Origin of the sequence: Paraburkholderia sp. RCC_158 (assembly GCF_041355255.1) — a bacterium.
Lineage (GTDB): Bacteria > Pseudomonadota > Gammaproteobacteria > Burkholderiales > Burkholderiaceae > Paraburkholderia > Paraburkholderia graminis.
In genome coordinates this window covers 496,665-512,243 of the sequence record NZ_JBFUPM010000002.1, presented here as the reverse complement: position 1 = coordinate 512,243, position 15,579 = coordinate 496,665, and the positions used below count along the sequence as shown (strand labels likewise).

Below are 15,579 nucleotides of genomic sequence, written 5' to 3'. Positions count from 1 at the left end.
TCGCGTCGTGATTCATGACGATTCTATCGGCGTCAGAAAGGCCGCGCCGGTTTTGTACGCGCTTAAATTGGGATCCCCGTACCGGCCGGCAGCGAGCAATCCGTACCGGCAACCCGCGGCACGGCGCACCTATACTCGGTTCACGTTATGGCGTTGTTCATTGAGGAGCGTGCGGATGAAGACGATAGGTGTGATCGGCGGCATGAGCTGGGAATCTTCCGCCGAGTATTACAGGCTGATCAACCGCCACGCGAAGGCGCGCCTCGGCGGTCATCACAACGCGCGCAGCCTGATGCTGACAGTGGACTTCGCGCCCATCGAAGCGAATCAGCGGGCGGGCGACTGGCACGCGCTCGGCGAACAGATGGCCGATGCGGCGCGTCAACTCGAACGCGGCGGCGCCGGGCTCGTGATGCTTGCGACCAACACGATGCATCGCGTGTATGAGTCGATCGAGCGCGCCATTCATGTGCCGTTCCTGCATATCGCCGATCCGACCGGCAACGCGCTGCGCGCGGCGGGCGTCGAACGAGTCGGTTTGCTCGGCACGCGCTATACGATGGAGCAGGCTTTTTACACGGGACGGCTACGCGAGCGCTACGGCCTTGAAACGCTGGTGCCGGAAGAAGCGCAACGCGCGGACGTGCACCGCATCATCTACGACGAGCTGTGTCACGGCAACGTGAAGAGCGAGTCGCGCACGATATATCAAGGTGTGATCGAATCGCTGGCCGCGCGCGGCGCGCAGGCGGTAATTCTCGGCTGCACCGAGATCACGTTGCTGATCAAGGCGGAAGATTCCGTGCTGCCCGTGTTCGATACGACGGCGTTGCATGCGCAAGCGGCGGTGGAGTGGGCGATTGGGGGTGATGAGGCGATTGCGGATGACTGACAGCAAATGAAAAAGCCCGCGTGGCTTGCGCCAGCGGGCTTTCAATAATGCCTGGTTGCGGGGGTAGGATTTGAACCTACGACCTTCGGGTTATGAGCCCGACGAGCTGCCAGACTGCTCCACCCCGCGTCAGAGAAAAAGAGTATATAGGGGCGTCGGCAAAACGTCAAACTATTGCTTCGACTAACGGTGTCGGCATGCCATTCGACGCGCAAAATCCGCACCGCGAATCACAGATCCTGAACCGTCGCGCCCTCGATCTTGCCGTCGATAATATCCGCGCCGTACTGACTCGCGCTGCGTTTTGCGACGCCGAAGTCGGAGAACGTGGCGGGCAGCACGAGACGAAACACACGGCTCGCCTTCGAACCGCTAATGGCACCCGGACGGCAGACGCGCACCGCGACGTCGTAGCCTTCCGCATGCCGCTTGTGACCGTCGAATTTGTCGAACGCCCGCGAGAAAACCAGCGGATGCACTTCGAAGTCCTTATAAAGATCTGGATAAGCCTGAGCCATGATGCCCTCCGGTGCACGCCGGTGCCTGAGTGAGTCGAACTGTGAATATCACCCCACTATACGCTGCGCGCGGCGCGCATCGGCTTTTTATTTTCGATGCACGAGGCGCGGTGTGGGCGTGAGTACGGGTGTGAGCGCAGCGAAAATCGTCGCCTTCGCGCGGGCGCTGGTAAGCTACGGCTCCTGCGCCATTCAGCTTGAGAATCTCCCGTGAAAATCGCCACCTGGAACGTCAACTCACTCAAAGTCCGCCAGCAGCACGTGATCGACTGGCTCGAAACCAGCGGCACCGACGTACTGTGCCTTCAGGAACTGAAGCTGCCCGACGAAAAGTTTCCGCGCGCGGAACTCGAAGAGAAAGGCTACCGGAGCTGGTTCGCGGGCCAGAAGACGTACAACGGCGTCGGCATTCTGGTGCGCGCGGGGCTCAACGTCGACGAAGCGAGCGTCGTGCGAAACATTCCGGGCTTTGATGACTTGCAGCAGCGCGTGGTCGCGGCGACCGTCGAGGGCGTGCGCATTATTTCCGCCTATTTTCCGAACGGCCAGGCACCCCGCACCGACAAGTTCGCGTACAAGCTGCGCTGGCTTGCCGCGCTGCACGACTGGGTCAAAAGCGAGATGGCGCTGTATCCGAAGCTCGCGCTGCTCGGCGATTACAACATCGCACCCGACGACCGCGACGTGCACGATCCGAAGGCTTGGGAAGGTCAAAACCTGGTGTCGCCGGAAGAACGCGCGGAGTTCGTGCGGCTGATCGAACTCGGTCTCGTCGACGCATTCCGTCAGTTCGAGCAGCCGGAAAAAATCTATTCGTGGTGGGACTACCGGATGATGGCTTTCCGACGCAACGCGGGTCTGCGCATCGACCATATTCTGCTGTCGAAGGCGCTGGCCGAAACGTGCGCTTCGTGCGAGGTCGACAAGGTGCCGCGCAAATGGGACCAGCCGTCGGACCACGCGCCGGTCGTCGCGCAACTAGGTTGATAGAGGCGCCCCGACGCATTCGCATTCGCACACACGCTCAAGCCGAAACCCCCAGCGTTCCCCACAAAAACTCGAACACCATCGCGTCGTGCTCGGCCTGCTCCAGTTCGTCGGAGCCGCCGTGACCGCCCTCCGTATTCTCGCGATACCACACGTTATCCACACCAAGCGCCTGCATGCGCGCCGCCATCTTGCGGGCATGGCCGGGATGCACGCGGTCGTCGGCGGTCGACGTCGTGAACATCACCGGCGGATACTTCACGCCCGCCGTCACGCGGTGATACGGCGAGTAGGCGGCGAGCACGCGCGCGGCGGCGCGATCGTCGGGATCGCCGTATTCGTCGATCCACGACGCGCCGGCATGCAGCAGGTGATAGCGGCTCATGTCGAGCAGCGGCACTTCGCAGACCACCGCGCCGAACAGCTCCGGGCGCTGCACCATGCACGCCGCCACCAGCAGGCCACCGTTGCTGCCGCCCTGGATGCCGAGCTGCGCGGCGCTCGTCACGCCGCTTGCGACGAGCGCTTCGGCAACCGCGATGAAATCGTCGAAAGCGCGTTGCCGATGCTCGGTCTGCGCCGCCGTGTGCCAGGGCGTGCCGAACTCGCCGCCGCCGCGAATGTGTGCGACCACGTACACGCCGCCGCGCTCGAGCCAGCCGATGCCCTGCCCCGCGAGATAGCTCGGCAATAACGGAATCGCGAAGCCGCCATAGCCGGTCAGCAGACACGGCCGCGTGACATGCTGTTCGGCGCGATCCGCATGATCCATGCGCTCGGCGGCAGCTTGCGCGTCGCGCGGTCCGATCACCGTGTACGGCACGCGCGTGCCGTCCGCGGAAACGGCGTCGCCGCGCGTCACCACATAGCGCGTCGCGTCGAACTGCGTCGGCCAGCGGTGGACCAACTCCCACGCGGTGAGATCGTCGCGGGCAAGATCGGCGAGCCAGTACGCGGGCGGCTGCAGATAGTCGTCGGTATCGACGAACACTTCGTCGTTCAACGTCGACTCCACCGGCGAGACGTCGGCCTGCCCCTCGCCGTGCGACGGGAAGACACGCTGTTGCCACTGCCATGTGTGATCGGCGGATTGCATCGGCGTGAACAGCAAGGTCTTGTTCTGCACGTCTTCCAGATACGACACGATGAGCTGGTTGCGCGTGTGCGTCCATTCGCAGGCGGACGTCTGCGAAGTCGGGATGAACAACGGCGTGACCTCGCGCTCGCCGCGCAGGAACGCGTCTTCACGGATCGCCAGCAGCGCGCCGCCCGGATACGTCACTTCATCGTAATGCCAGTCGAGGCGCGGCTCGAGCAGCAGCCAGCCGTTCCAGCCGCCCACCGCGACATGCGAGGGCACGTCGTAACGACGCCACGCATCGGCGGCAAGCGGGACGCCGTTCGCCGCGTCGAGGTAGTACCTGTGCGAGTCGAAGAAATCGACGCTGCTCACGACCGTGTGACGCTTTTCCACCGGATCGTAGTGCGCTTGCACGCCGATGTCGTCATACGCGCCCTCGAACACCACGGGCGCGTCGGCGAGCGCCGTCCCGCGCGTCCAGCGCCGCGCTTCGCGCGGATAGCCGGAGCGCGTCAGGCTCTCGCTCCCATTGTCCCAGCCGACGTAAAGCGTATCGCGGTCGATCCACGACGCCGCATGCTTGCCCGCCTTCGCGATCACAAAGCCGTCGTCGACGAGGCGTCGCGCGTCGATGTCGAACTCGCGCACGACGACCGCGTCCGACCCGCCTGGCGACATGGTGATCAACGCGCGATCGCCATCCGGGTAAAGAATGTCGAACTCGACGCAGACCCACGGCGTGCCTTCGGCTTCGCCTAGCGCGTCGAAGTCGATCAGGTTCTGCCACTCAGGCTTACCGCCGCGCCACGCCGCCCACGTGGTGCGCCGCCACAGCCCTTTGGGATTGCGGTCGTCCTGCCACAGGTCGTACGCCCACTCTTTCCATCGAGTGGGAATGACGGGGCGTTCGCGCGGCAGATACGCATCGGCGAGCCATTGTGTGAGCGTGTCGAGTCGCTCACCGCTGCACCACGCGGCGCGGGTGCGGGCGTTCTGCTCGTCGACCCACGCGAGTGCTTCGGGGTCGTCGAGCGCTTCGAGCCACAGGAACGGATCGGTGGAAAACGGCCAGGGAGAACTAGCGGAAGAGGCAGGGGGCATCGTGAGCTGTCGGATAAAAACAGCGTTGATTATGCCTTGCCGCGCGAGAAGCGGCGGTGTTTGCGCGGCGGTTCAATGTCTGGATGTTCGGATAAAGGCGCAAGCGGCGGCCGGACGCGATATCCATGCCGCCGCCCGCCGCCTTCACACATGCCGTGCGGTCATCGAATCAAGGCTCGAGATTGAGCTCCTGAATCTTGCGCGTAATCGTATTGCGTCCGATACCGAGACGCTCCGCCGCCTCGACCTTGCGACCGCGCGTGAAGTCGAGCGCCTCGCGAATCACCGCCGCTTCGAAACGGCGTGCGAGTTCGTCCATCACGTCCGCGGAATTCTCGCGCAGCAAGCGTGCGACTTCCGTGCGCAAGCCGCCTTCCCATGCGCTGACCGTGGCAACCGGCAGGCCGCCCGGCATGCCCGCATGCGTCGCCACGCTTCCGCCATTGATCGGCGCCGTGGCCGCGAGGCCCGCGTCCGCGCTACCGATCGGACTGCCGCCCCCGCCCGTCGTAAGATCCGTCGCGCCGGCCTGCGCGGGACCGAGATCCGGCGGCAAGTCCTTGATCTCGATGGTCTGCGCGGGCGCCATCACCGTGAGCCAGTTAGCGAGATTCTCCAACTGCCGCACATTGCCCGGAAACGGCAGCGAAGCCAGATAAGCGAGCGCCTCTTCCGATACGCGCTTCGGCTCGACGCCCAGATCGCGCGCGCTCTTCTGCAGAAAATGCCGGGTGAGCAGCGGAATGTCTTCGCTGCGCTCGCGCAACGCGGGCAAACGCAGGCGAATCACGTTGAGACGGTGATACAAGTCCTCGCGGAAAAGCCCCTGACGTACGCGCGATTCCAGATTCTGGTGCGTCGCCGCGATCACGCGCACGTTGGCGCGCAGCGGATTGTGGCCGCCGACCCGATAGAACTGGCCATCGGAGAGCACACGCAACAGACGCGTCTGCAAATCGAACGGCATATCGCCGATTTCATCGAGAAACAGCGTGCCGTTTTCGGCCTGCTCGAAGCGGCCCTGGCGCATTGCCTGCGCGCCAGTGAAGGCGCCGCGCTCATGGCCGAATAGTTCCGATTCCAATAGATCTTTTGGAATCGCCGCGGTGTTCAGCGCAATGAAGGGACCGTTCGCGCGTGGGCTATGCCGGTGCAACGCACGCGCGACCAGTTCCTTTCCGGTGCCCGATTCGCCGGTAATGAGCACGGTTGCCGCCGAATGGGACAAACGTCCGATCGCGCGAAACATGTCCTGCATCGCGGGCGCCTGGCCGAGCATTTCGGGTGCATCGGCAACGCGGTCGTCCCACGTCTGTTCGCCGCGCATGCTCTCGTCCACCGCGCGGCGGATCAGCTCGACCGCTTTGTCGATGTCGAACGGCTTCGCGAGATATTCGAACGCGCCGCCCTGGAACGCGGCGACCGCGCTGTCCAGATCGGAGAACGCCGTCATGATGATGACCGGCAAGCCCGGCACCTTGTCACGCACGGTTTGCAGCAATTCGAGGCCCGAGCCGCCCGGCATCCGGATGTCGGACACCAGCACCTGCGGGCTTTCGTGATCGAGCGCCGCCGACGCCTCGCGCACGTTCGCGAAGCTGCGCGTCGCGAAGTTTTCGCGAGCGAGCGCTTTTTCAAGCACCCAGCGAATCGATTGATCGTCGTCTACTATCCAGATCGGCTTCATATAGGTCTGTCAGAAGTCTTGAGATGCCTGCGGTGTGCGAAGGCGTGTCAGTAGTCGAGCGGCAGCAGAATCTGAAACTCGGTGTGGCCGGGCCGGCTTTCCACTTCGATCAGACCGTCGTGTTGTTGCACGAACGTCTGCGCGAGCGTCAGACCGAGACCGCTGCCGTCCTCGCGCCCCGATACGAGCGGATAGAAGATGCGGTCACGAATGTCCTCGGGAATGCCGGGGCCGTTGTCGATGATATGCAAGTCCAGTGCCAGCTTACATAAGCGTTTCGACACCGTGATCTTGCGTGCAATGCGCGTGCGCAATTCGATGCGCGCGTCGCCTTGCGAGATGCGTTCGCGCAATGCCTCTGCCGCGTTGCGCACGATGTTCAGGAGCGCCTGGATCAGTTGCTCCTTGTCGCCGCGCAGGTCCGGCACGCTGACGTCGTAATCGCGCTCGATCGTGAGGCCGCGCGGAAACTCCGCGAGAATCACCTGACGCACGCGCTCGCACACTTCATGAATATTCACGTCGCCGACGATATGCGGATGCCGGTGCGGCTCGAGCAAGCGGTCGACCAGCGTTTGCAGCCGGTCCGATTCCTTGATGATGACCTGCGTGTACTCGCGCAACTCGTCGCGCTGACGCTCGCCCAGTTCGAATTCGAGCAGTTGCGCCGCGCCGCGAATCCCGCCGAGCGGATTCTTGATTTCGTGCGCGAGATTGCGGATCAACTGTTTGTTGACGGCCGTGAGGTCGTTGATGCGCTCCTCGCGGTCGCTGCGCAAATGCCGCTCGTTCTCGAACAGTTCGAGCAGCACGTAGTCTTGCGCGCTTTCCAGAAAGCCGACGATCGCATGCACATGCAGCGGCTCGTGAGCGGGCCGCTCGAGCACGGCATCGAGATGCGTCGCGTGAAAACGGTGAGCGGCGATCGACGTGATGGTGGCGACGAGTTCGTCGGCATTCGAGAAGATGTCCGGCCACGCCATCTGCGTGAGTTGCCGGCGCGAAAGCTCGAGCATCGACTCCGCCGACGGGTTCGCAAACGCGACGCGCAGCGTGCGCTTCTCGAGTATCAGCACGACGGTGGGCAACGCCTCGAAGCCCGGCAACAGTCCGGACGCGACGAGCTGTGCGTCGTCGGACAGCGTGTCGACGTGCCCTTTTCTCGCCTTGATCAGATTCTTTAGAACCATCTTGCAGTCTGGCCGATAGGAGATGGTGGCAAACCGCTGCGTCCGGTCGAATGAAAAAGGGACGGCGCCGCCGTCCCTTCGTGACCGATCGCGAGCGTCGGACAAAGCGCTTCGCCATTCGACGGGCGAAGCGCCATTGCCGCTTACAGCGAGTAGTACATTTCGAATTCGATCGGGTGCACCGACTGACGATAACGTTGCAGCTCGTTCGTCTTCAGTTCGATGTACGCGTCGAGCATCGAATCCGTGAACACGCCGCCGCGCGTCAGGAACTCGCGGTCGCCGTCGAGCGCGTCCAGAGCCTGGTCGAGGCCGGCACACACGGTCGGGATCTTTGCATCCTCTTCCGGCGGCAGGTCGTACAGGTTCTTGTCGGCAGCTTCGCCCGGATGAATCTTGTTCTGCACGCCGTCCAGACCCGCCATCATCAGCGCGGAGAAGCACAGGTACGGATTCGCCATCGGGTCCGGGAAACGCGTTTCGATACGGCGGCCCTTCGGGTTCGACACGTGCGGAATACGGATCGACGCCGAACGGTTGCGCGCCGAGTAAGCCAGCTTGACCGGTGCTTCGAAGTGCGGCACGAGACGCTTGTACGAGTTCGTCGACGGGTTCGTGATCGCGTTCAGCGCGCGAGCATGCTTGATGATGCCGCCGATGTAGAACAGCGCGAATTCCGACAGACCTGCGTAGCCGTTGCCCGCGAACAGGTTCTGGCCGTCCTTCCAGATCGACTGGTGAACGTGCATGCCCGAACCGTTATCGCCGACGATCGGCTTCGGCATGAACGTAGCCGTCTTGCCGTACGTGTGCGCGACGTTCTGGATGATGTACTTCATCTGCTGCAGCCAGTCGGCGCGTTGCACGAGCGTCGAGAACTTGGTGCCGATTTCATTCTGGCCCTGGCCCGCGACTTCGTGGTGGTGCACTTCGACCGGAATGCCGATCTGTTCGAGCAGCAGACACATTTCGGAGCGGATGTCCTGGAACGTGTCGACCGGAGCGACCGGGAAATAGCCGCCCTTCGTGCCCGGACGGTGGCCGGTGTTGCCGCCTTCGAATTCCTTCGACGACGACCACGGTGCTTCTTCCGAACCGATCTTGACGAAGCAGCCCGACTGGTCCGTGTTCCACCGGACCGAGTCGAAAATGAAGAATTCCGGTTCCGGACCGAAGAATGCCGTGTCGCCGAGACCCGAGCTCTTCAGATAGGCTTCGGCGCGCTTTGCCAGCGAACGCGGGTCGCGTTCGTAGCCCTTGCCGTCAGCCGGTTCGACGACGTCGCAGGTCAGAACGAGCGTGGACTCTTCATAGAACGGGTCGATGAAGGCGGTGTTCGCGTCCGGGACCAGCAACATGTCCGATGCTTCGATGCCCTTCCAACCGGCAATCGACGAACCGTCAAACGCATGGCCGCTTTCGAACTTGTCTTCATCGAATGCCGACACCGGCACCGAAACGTGTTGCTCTTTGCCGCGCGTGTCGGTGAAACGGAAGTCGACAAACTTGACGTCTTCGTCTTTGACGAGTTGAACGACGTCGGCCACGGATTTACTCATAACCTATCTCCTGATTAACGAATTCGGCGGATTTCAGCCGCCGCCCAATCTAGCTGACCCGTCCCGGCGCGTCCACCCTCAATTGTGAAGAGCGAATGTGAAAATTAGCCGTTGCTGATCGATCGGCCTGACTAAAGCAGCAACTGTGCCATGTATGCGCCAAGACGGCGCGCGTGCTGACAGTGCGCGCGTCGGCGGGGAATTCGCGCACCGGGGGATATGCAGCCCTAAAATTCGATGGTTTTTGTAAGCACCAAAATGAGGCGCGGGTGCGGAGTGGCCGCTGTCGCGGAACGACTTTGGTGCATATGCGGCATTTTGCACCATTAAAGGGCGAGCGGTTGCAGCGTGCGCGTCGCCTCGGATTGCAGGTCGTCCGGTGGCCGCGCGGGCCCAAAGCGCCGCGCTAGAATGGTCACTTGATCAAGGAGACCAACGCATGACTACCCTCGAACAGTTGTATGCGCAGGCGGACAAACGCCGCACCGAAAGCCAGTTGCCTTACGCCGGCGCGCTGTCGCCGGCCGAGGCGTTCGAACTGCTGCAGCTCGACACGGGCGCGCGTCTCGTCGATGTGCGCACGCGCGCCGAACTCGACTGGGTCGGCCGGCCCGTGATCGGCGACGGACAGTATGCGCACGTCGAATGGACGCGCTATCCGGGCGCCGTGCCGAATCAGGAATTCCTGCATCAGTTGAGCGACGTGGCGTCGCCCGATACCCCGGTGCTGTTTTTGTGCCGCAGCGCCGCGCGCTCCAAGCTCGCGGCGATCGCCGCGGCGCAGGCGGGCTTCACGAAGGCTTATGACCTGCTGGAAGGCTTCGAAGGCGACAAGGACGGCCAGGGACATCGCAAGACGGTGTCGGGCTGGTGCTTCCGCGGCTTGCCGTGGATTGGCGCGTGAGGGGTGCGTGAGGGCGCTGGAGCGGCGTATTGAAGCGGGGAGTAAAGCGTCCGGTACAGAGCTGCGGGCCTGTGAACCGCCGGTCGGAAGCCAGCCGGTCGCGAACCGACCGCTAGCCCGCTACTATCGCCGCTATTAGCCGACCGCTCGCGCACGCCTCACCGTTAAATCGCGCGTCAACAAGGCAGACATCACGCGCGAGGCTTCCCCGCCGCCTCGTGCTCGACAATATCGCCGCCGAGCAGATGCACTCCCTCGCGTAGCTTGACGAACGCCGCCGCCACCGCTTCCGGCTCGCCCTTCACGCCGAGATCGATGTGATGCCGCGCATAGACGCCGCCACGCTCGGCGTCGCCCACGCTCGGCAGACTGAACACGCGCACGCCGGGGAAATCGCGCTCGATCTTCTCCATCAGCGGCGTTAAACGCGACTCGGGCAACTCGAACACGAGCAGCGATTTTTCCGCGTGCGGCATCGCGTGATGCAGATGCGCGTAGTGCGTGTCCAACACCCATTCGATCATCGGCCAGGCCATGACCGGGAAGCCCGGCACGAAGTAGTGCTCGCGGATCGAGAAGCCCGGAATCTTGTTGTAGCCGTTCGGAATGATCGCCGCGCCTTGCGGATACGTGCCCATATTCAGCCGATGCAGATTCTCCGGCGAGTTCAGGTCGAGCGGCGTCGCGGCCGTTGCCGGGTACATGTCGCGGATGCGCTCCTGAATCAGCTTCTGCGCTTCCGGATGCAGTTGCAGCGGCACGCCGAGCGCGGCCGCCGCGCATTGACGCGTGTGATCGTCCGGCGTCGCGCCGATGCCGCCCGTCGAAAACACGATGTCGCCCGATTCGAAAGTACGCCGCAGCGTGGCCGTGATGCGCTGCGGGTCGTCGCCGATGTACTCCGCCCAGCCAAGCGACAAGCCGCGCGCGCCGAGCAGTTCGATGACTTTCGGCAAATGCTTGTCGACGCGCCTGCCCGACAGGATTTCATCGCCGATGATGATGACGCCAAATGCCATTGCCGCCTCTTTGGTTATCTCGTTCGTTGATCAATAAGGAACCGGGGCCGCGTGCCGCACGCCGCCGGCCTCCTCCGCGCGCATGCGCTGCAGCGCCCGCAGACAGTAGTAGCCGAACCACAGCGCCGAAAACACGAGGATGAACGCGTAAATCCAGATCGTCACCGCGGTGATGACCGGAAACAGCACCAGCAGCCACACGGACGACGCCCACAGCAGCGTCGGAAGCGAACCCATCAGACCGCTCGCAACGCCGATCAGCAGCAGCGGCAACCGGAAGCGCCGCACGAGCGCGCGCCGCTCATCGCGCGTGGCGTGCAGTGCGAGCGCGTCGTACGTCATCACGCGGTAGGTCAGCCAGCCCCACAGCAGCGGCGGAATCAGCGCGAAAAACGGCGGCACGAGCCACAGCGGCAGCGTCACGATCAGCAGCACGAGACATACCAGCGTCGTCCAGAGCGCCTGGCCAAGGCTGCCGTACCACGTTCCGCCGCGGCGCATTTCCAGGCCGGGAAACTGGCGCGTCGACAGGAAGCGGATGACGGCCGGCATCGACAGCGTGGCGATCAGCAGCAACACCGTGACGACGATGAGCGGGATCGTCATCGCGACCACGAGGAACGGCGCGATGGCCGCGTGCAGCCCGGAAAAACCGAGCGAGTCGAACAGATGGTAAAGCGTGACGGTGAACGACCAGCCTTCGAGCCAGCCGCGGGTCGCGCCGATCAGCGTCTGCCAGCTAAACCACAGGATCACGCCCCAGCCGACCGTCGCCGCGACGAACGGCATGAAGGTCAGCCAGAGCATGCGCGGGTGGAGCGCGCTTGCGAGCGCGCGCCCGAACGAGCGCAAAAGGTCATTCATGCGAGCCAGTGCCGGTGAGTGCAACGGTGAAATGATGGAGCGGCGCGGCGGTCACTGAACGTGAACCGTGCGCGCAAACGTGGACAGCATAAACCACGCGACGGGCCGCCGGGGAGACCGGCGGTGGATGGACAACGAATGGAGGACGATTGAAGAACGAAGTCAGTCCGGCTCAGACCGCGGTGGCGCCGCCCTCGTCCCGATTGCCGCGCCGCGCGCTCAGACGCCGGCCGATGCGCACGAAAGCAAGCCAGTGCTGCGCCCAGAAGCCTTCGCCGTACGCGCGACCCTGCAACTGGTCGCTGATGCCGGTCGGCTCCATGTCGCGGCTCCACGACACGCTGCGAAACAGCATGTCCCACCACGGAAACAGCACGCCGAAGTTGCAGCCGTACTTCAGGCCCTCGTGACCGTAACCGATCGCATGATGGCGCCGATGAAACGTCGGGCTCACCAGCAGCCGCTCGCCGAGCCAGCCGAAATGCAGGCGGATATTCGCGTGCTGCACGCTCTGCGCAAGATTGGTAATCGCGACCAGCACGACGAACTGCGACGGCGGCACGCCGATCACGAGCGCGATGACCGCGAAGAACGATGCCTGCAGCAGGTCGTCGAGCAGATGGTTGCGGTCGTCGGCCCACAGCGACATTTGCTGCTGGCTGTGGTGCACCGCGTGCAGCTCCCACCACACGCCGATGCGATGCTGCCAGCGGTGATACCAGTAACCGGCGAAATCGAGCGCGAGCAGGTACATCACGAACGTGACGAGCGGCTGCGTCGTCACGCCCGGCCACAGGTTGTCGAACTCGATATTGGAGATGTTATGCAGGCGCAGCCATGCCTGCACATTGTCGAAAAACGGCTGCAGCGCGAAGAAGAAAAACAGGTTCAGGATGCCGAGCTTCGCGATCCACGTGTAGATCACGTCGACGCGCACTGCCTTGCGGTTGTCCCACTGCTCGACCGGACGCAGCGCCTCGAGCGGCCGCAGGATCGCATACATGGCCAGCACCTCGAGGACGCCCACGATCACCCAGTAAAGGCTGTCGTAGGTGTCTTCGTCGTAGTCCATCAGATCGAAGTGGAACAGCAGCGGCTGCACCACGTTGACGTACAGCAACGTCTGCGCGGCGGAGACGAAGTTGTCGAGCGAAGAGAAGATCAGATGGAACATGGTGCTGGTCGGTTACTTCTGTGTTTGCCGCTCGCTATCGTGGGTATTGCGCTGCGTACTGCGCGTATCGTGCCTCGCGTGCGGCGTGGCGCGGCATGGCTCGCTCCATTATCACGCGCCGTTGGGCGCTGTGACCGGCGCGCGATTAAAGAAATAGATGCCGTGCGGCGAGCGGCCGACGGCGATCGTCTGGATCAGCTTGCGCGTGCTCAGATCGATGATGCCGACGTGCTTCGCGAAGCGGAACGTTACCCAGAGATAGCGCTTGTCGGCGGAAAGTTCCATGTCGTCGGGCCCGGGCATCAGACCGGTGATGTCGCCGACGTTCGTGAGCGAGTCTTCGTCGATGATGCTGATCGTGCTCGCGACGCGGTTCGACACCGCGACATGCTTGCCGTCCGCCAGCGAGCGGAAGTTGTGCGCGCCGTTGCCGGTATGGATCGTCTTGACGATCTTCTGCGTGTGCCAGTCGACCACGGCCACGTAATCCGCGCCGGTCATGCCGACCAGCAGATACTTTTCGCCCGGCGTCATCCACAGGCCCGCCGGCACCTTGCCGACTTTCATCTTCCACTTGACCGTTTGCGTGGCCAGGTCGATGGCGGCGAGTTCGCCCGAAACCTGCAGCGTGACGAAGACCGTCTTGCTGTCGTTCGTGAACGCCATGTGGCTCGGCATGACCGCGAGCGGCAGACGCGACGCGAGCGCCATCTGGTTCTTCTGACCGTCGTAGTGATAGATGTCGAGACGGTCGAGACGCAGCCCCGTCGTGACGAGCCATTTGCGGTCAGGCGAGAAGCCGATCTGATACGGATCTTCGATATTTTCGACCCAGCGCTGGACCTGCCCTGTCTTCGGGTCGACGAACATCAGATTGTTCGATACCGAATTGGCGACGATCAGCGAGGAATTATCCGGCGTCACCATCAGATGATGCGGTTCCTTGCCCGTGGGCACGGTGCCGATAACCTGGCGGGTAGTCTCGTCGATGAGGCTCAGCGTGGCTTCGGCGGAATTCAGCACGATCACGTTGTTGGCGCGGGCTGCGGGAGAAAAAAAGCCTGCCGCGGCGGCGAGCGCGAAGCCTGCGGCGAACGTGGCTGTCACGCCAGGAAGAAAAAATTTACGCATGAAAACTCACTTCGGAGAACGACCGTCATTGTAGAACGTTTGCCGTGGCCTGCGGTTGACGCAGATCGGGGTTGCAGAGCGGGGAAAATCGAGGGCCGGATGAGCGCGCCCGAAGCGCATCGCCGATAAACATGATCTGCAAGATCGAAAGGTGTCGTCCTAACTAGAAAATGTTGTCGTGAGAATACGCTCAATAATCACGAAACAATTTAATACCGATAGAGAAATATCTCGCTGTCGATTAAATATCCAGTCAGATAAAGACGCAAATTAAGAACGTGAAAATTAATTCCGCGTAATTCGGATTTTGCTTATTTGCGCCGGCCACGCACGCCCGGAGAATCCCGCAGGCTCATCGTCCAAGCCATTCCAAAGGACGCAAGAGTGAGCGCGGATGGTCGGTCGTTGATAATCAACTGAAAATAGCGACCTTGATGAACGGCAACCAATATAAATTCGGCTATCCATAGCCGGCTTTTGTGCGCCTCACAATGGGCGATGAGACCCATTTCCGATTATCGCGCCCACTCCGTCCACGAAACAACAGCGCGGAGTTTTTCCAAGTGAATAAAAGCTATCAATCAATCTGGTGTGAAACGACGGCAACGTGGGTAGCGGCACCCGAGACGTCGAAGGCGAAGACGAAGCGCGGTTCGTCGCGCAGGAAAGTCGTCGTGCAGGCAGTGCTGGCGGCGGCTGCGGTGTTGGGTGCGGCGAATGCAATGGCGGCGGGCGTCAATGCGATCGAGGCGGGAGTTGGCGCTAATGCAGCGGGAGACGGCTCGGTCGCAGTTGGTGTAAATGCGAAAGCCTTGCAGGTCAATGCTATTGCCGTGGGTGCAGATGCAATCGCTTCTGGCGGGAACTCCATGGCTCTCGGCATGGGCGCTATGGCAAGCGGCGACCTCTCGACCGCGATGGGCCTTGTCGCCACGGCATCCGGCGACGGCTCCACGGCTGTAGGAACGGCTTCAGTGGCTGCAGGTGTGCGCTCGGTGGCGACCGGGTTTTATTCGCAAGCCAACGGCAGGGACTCGGTTGCAGCCGGTACTGGAGCCGTCGCGGACAAAGATGGCAGTACCGCTCTAGGCAGCGCTGCGCAGGCAAATGCGACACTGTCGACCGCAGTTGGCTACGGCGCAACCGCTGGGGCGGCCGGCGCTGTCGCGCTGGGCGTGGCTGCCAGGGCGTCTGGGAACAATGCGTTCGCCGGCGGTCCGTTAGCAACGGCTGGGGGCGATAACTCCACGGCCCTCGGCTACGCGGCAAGCACCAGCGCATTGAATTCGGTTGCGCTCGGCTATGCAGCCACGGCGTCGAAGAACAACGCGTTTGCAGGCGGTGCGTCAGCAATGGCTGCCGGCGATAACTCGACGGCGCTTGGCTATGCGGCAAGCAGCAGCGCATTGAATTCGGTTGCGCTCGGTTATGCAGCCACGGCGTCGAATAACAACGCGTTTGCAGGCGGTGCC

At 62.8% G+C, this 15,579-nt stretch carries 12 protein-coding genes, 1 tRNA gene and 1 pseudogene; 4 read left to right on the top strand and 10 right to left on the bottom strand.

The window, feature by feature from the left end:
- Positions 1–175: 175 nt before the first annotated feature.
- The gene (locus AB6809_RS06670; protein ID WP_371026126.1) at positions 176–892 is read left to right on the top strand and encodes an aspartate/glutamate racemase family protein; all 717 of its coding nucleotides are present in this window, start codon (positions 176–178) and stop codon (positions 890–892) included.
- A 52-nt stretch (positions 893–944) separates the two neighbouring features.
- Here the strand turns inward: AB6809_RS06670 and AB6809_RS06665 are convergent.
- A tRNA-Met gene (locus AB6809_RS06665) sits at positions 945–1,021 on the bottom strand.
- Positions 1,022–1,122: 101 nt separating this feature from the next.
- The gene (locus AB6809_RS06660; RefSeq protein ID WP_006051248.1) at positions 1,123–1,410 is read right to left on the bottom strand and encodes a hypothetical protein; all 288 of its coding nucleotides are present in this window, start codon (positions 1,408–1,410) and stop codon (positions 1,123–1,125) included.
- A 210-nt stretch (positions 1,411–1,620) separates the two neighbouring features.
- On the opposite strand from AB6809_RS06660, the gene xth reads away from it, so the two are divergent.
- Positions 1,621–2,397 carry an exodeoxyribonuclease III gene (xth, locus tag AB6809_RS06655; RefSeq protein ID WP_371026124.1) on the top strand — a complete coding sequence of 259 codons (777 nt, stop codon included), beginning with the start codon at positions 1,621–1,623 and terminating at the stop codon, positions 2,395–2,397.
- A 37-nt stretch (positions 2,398–2,434) separates the two neighbouring features.
- On the opposite strand, the gene AB6809_RS06650 is transcribed toward xth, so the two are convergent.
- From AB6809_RS06650 to glnA, 4 genes are all read right to left on the bottom strand, one after another.
- On the bottom strand, positions 2,435–4,579 hold the full coding sequence (locus tag AB6809_RS06650) for a prolyl oligopeptidase family protein (protein WP_371026123.1): 2,145 nt from the start codon (positions 4,577–4,579) through the stop codon (positions 2,435–2,437).
- 169 nt (positions 4,580–4,748) lie between these two features.
- Positions 4,749–6,266 carry a nitrogen regulation protein NR(I) gene (ntrC, locus tag AB6809_RS06645; RefSeq protein WP_371026121.1) on the bottom strand — a complete coding sequence of 506 codons (1,518 nt, stop codon included), beginning with the start codon at positions 6,264–6,266 and terminating at the stop codon, positions 4,749–4,751.
- 47 nt (positions 6,267–6,313) lie between these two features.
- Positions 6,314–7,456 carry a nitrogen regulation protein NR(II) gene (gene glnL, locus AB6809_RS06640; protein WP_006051244.1) on the bottom strand — a complete coding sequence of 381 codons (1,143 nt, stop codon included), beginning with the start codon at positions 7,454–7,456 and terminating at the stop codon, positions 6,314–6,316.
- A gap of 143 nt (positions 7,457–7,599) precedes the next feature.
- Positions 7,600–9,015, bottom strand: a complete 1,416-nt coding sequence (gene glnA, locus AB6809_RS06635) for a type I glutamate--ammonia ligase (protein WP_006051243.1) — start codon at positions 9,013–9,015, stop codon at positions 7,600–7,602.
- A gap of 439 nt (positions 9,016–9,454) precedes the next feature.
- Here glnA and AB6809_RS06630 point away from each other — a divergent pair, with 439 nt between their 5' ends.
- Positions 9,455–9,919 (top strand): rhodanese-like domain-containing protein, encoded by a 465-nt coding sequence (locus tag AB6809_RS06630; protein ID WP_006051242.1) that lies wholly within the window; start codon positions 9,455–9,457, stop codon positions 9,917–9,919.
- Positions 9,920–10,110: 191 nt separating this feature from the next.
- Here AB6809_RS06630 and AB6809_RS06625 read toward each other — a convergent pair whose 3' ends face one another.
- From AB6809_RS06625 to AB6809_RS06610, 4 genes are all read right to left on the bottom strand, one after another.
- Complete coding sequence (locus tag AB6809_RS06625; protein WP_371026120.1) at positions 10,111–10,938, bottom strand: competence/damage-inducible protein A; 828 nt, start codon at positions 10,936–10,938, stop codon at positions 10,111–10,113.
- Positions 10,939–10,968: 30 nt separating this feature from the next.
- Entirely contained in the window at positions 10,969–11,802 is an 834-nt protein-coding gene (locus tag AB6809_RS06620) for an EI24 domain-containing protein (protein WP_107706544.1), read from the bottom strand.
- Positions 11,803–11,974: 172 nt separating this feature from the next.
- On the bottom strand, positions 11,975–12,976 hold the full coding sequence (locus tag AB6809_RS06615) for a sterol desaturase family protein (protein ID WP_053858454.1): 1,002 nt from the start codon (positions 12,974–12,976) through the stop codon (positions 11,975–11,977).
- Between the two features lie 111 nt (positions 12,977–13,087).
- Positions 13,088–14,107: a beta-propeller fold lactonase family protein gene (locus tag AB6809_RS06610; RefSeq protein ID WP_006051238.1), complete on the bottom strand. Its 1,020-nt coding sequence runs from the start codon at positions 14,105–14,107 to the stop codon at positions 13,088–13,090.
- Positions 14,108–14,598: 491 nt separating this feature from the next.
- Here AB6809_RS06610 and AB6809_RS06605 point away from each other — a divergent pair.
- Positions 14,599–15,504, top strand: a pseudogene (locus AB6809_RS06605) (ESPR-type extended signal peptide-containing protein); the annotation flags it as partial.
- Positions 15,505–15,579 lie beyond the last annotated feature (75 nt).

Bases quoted from the DNA above. Each gene is read 5' to 3' on its own strand.
- glnA (WP_006051243.1), bottom strand. From the start codon at position 9,015: ATGAGTAAATCCGTGGCCGACGTCGTTCAACTCGTCAAAGACGAAGAC.
- AB6809_RS06620 (WP_107706544.1), bottom strand. From the start codon at position 11,802: ATGAATGACCTTTTGCGCTCGTTCGGGCGCGCGCTCGCAAGCGCGCTC.
- AB6809_RS06650 (WP_371026123.1), bottom strand. From the start codon at position 4,579: ATGCCCCCTGCCTCTTCCGCTAGTTCTCCCTGGCCGTTTTCCACCGAT.
- ntrC (WP_371026121.1), bottom strand. From the start codon at position 6,266: ATGAAGCCGATCTGGATAGTAGACGACGATCAATCGATTCGCTGGGTG.
- AB6809_RS06610 (WP_006051238.1), bottom strand. From the start codon at position 14,107: ATGCGTAAATTTTTTCTTCCTGGCGTGACAGCCACGTTCGCCGCAGGC.
- AB6809_RS06615 (WP_053858454.1), bottom strand. From the start codon at position 12,976: ATGTTCCATCTGATCTTCTCTTCGCTCGACAACTTCGTCTCCGCCGCG.
- AB6809_RS06630 (WP_006051242.1), top strand. From the start codon at position 9,455: ATGACTACCCTCGAACAGTTGTATGCGCAGGCGGACAAACGCCGCACC.
- AB6809_RS06670 (WP_371026126.1), top strand. From the start codon at position 176: ATGAAGACGATAGGTGTGATCGGCGGCATGAGCTGGGAATCTTCCGCC.
- AB6809_RS06625 (WP_371026120.1), bottom strand. From the start codon at position 10,938: ATGGCATTTGGCGTCATCATCATCGGCGATGAAATCCTGTCGGGCAGG.
- glnL (WP_006051244.1), bottom strand. From the start codon at position 7,456: ATGGTTCTAAAGAATCTGATCAAGGCGAGAAAAGGGCACGTCGACACG.
- AB6809_RS06660 (WP_006051248.1), bottom strand. From the start codon at position 1,410: ATGGCTCAGGCTTATCCAGATCTTTATAAGGACTTCGAAGTGCATCCG.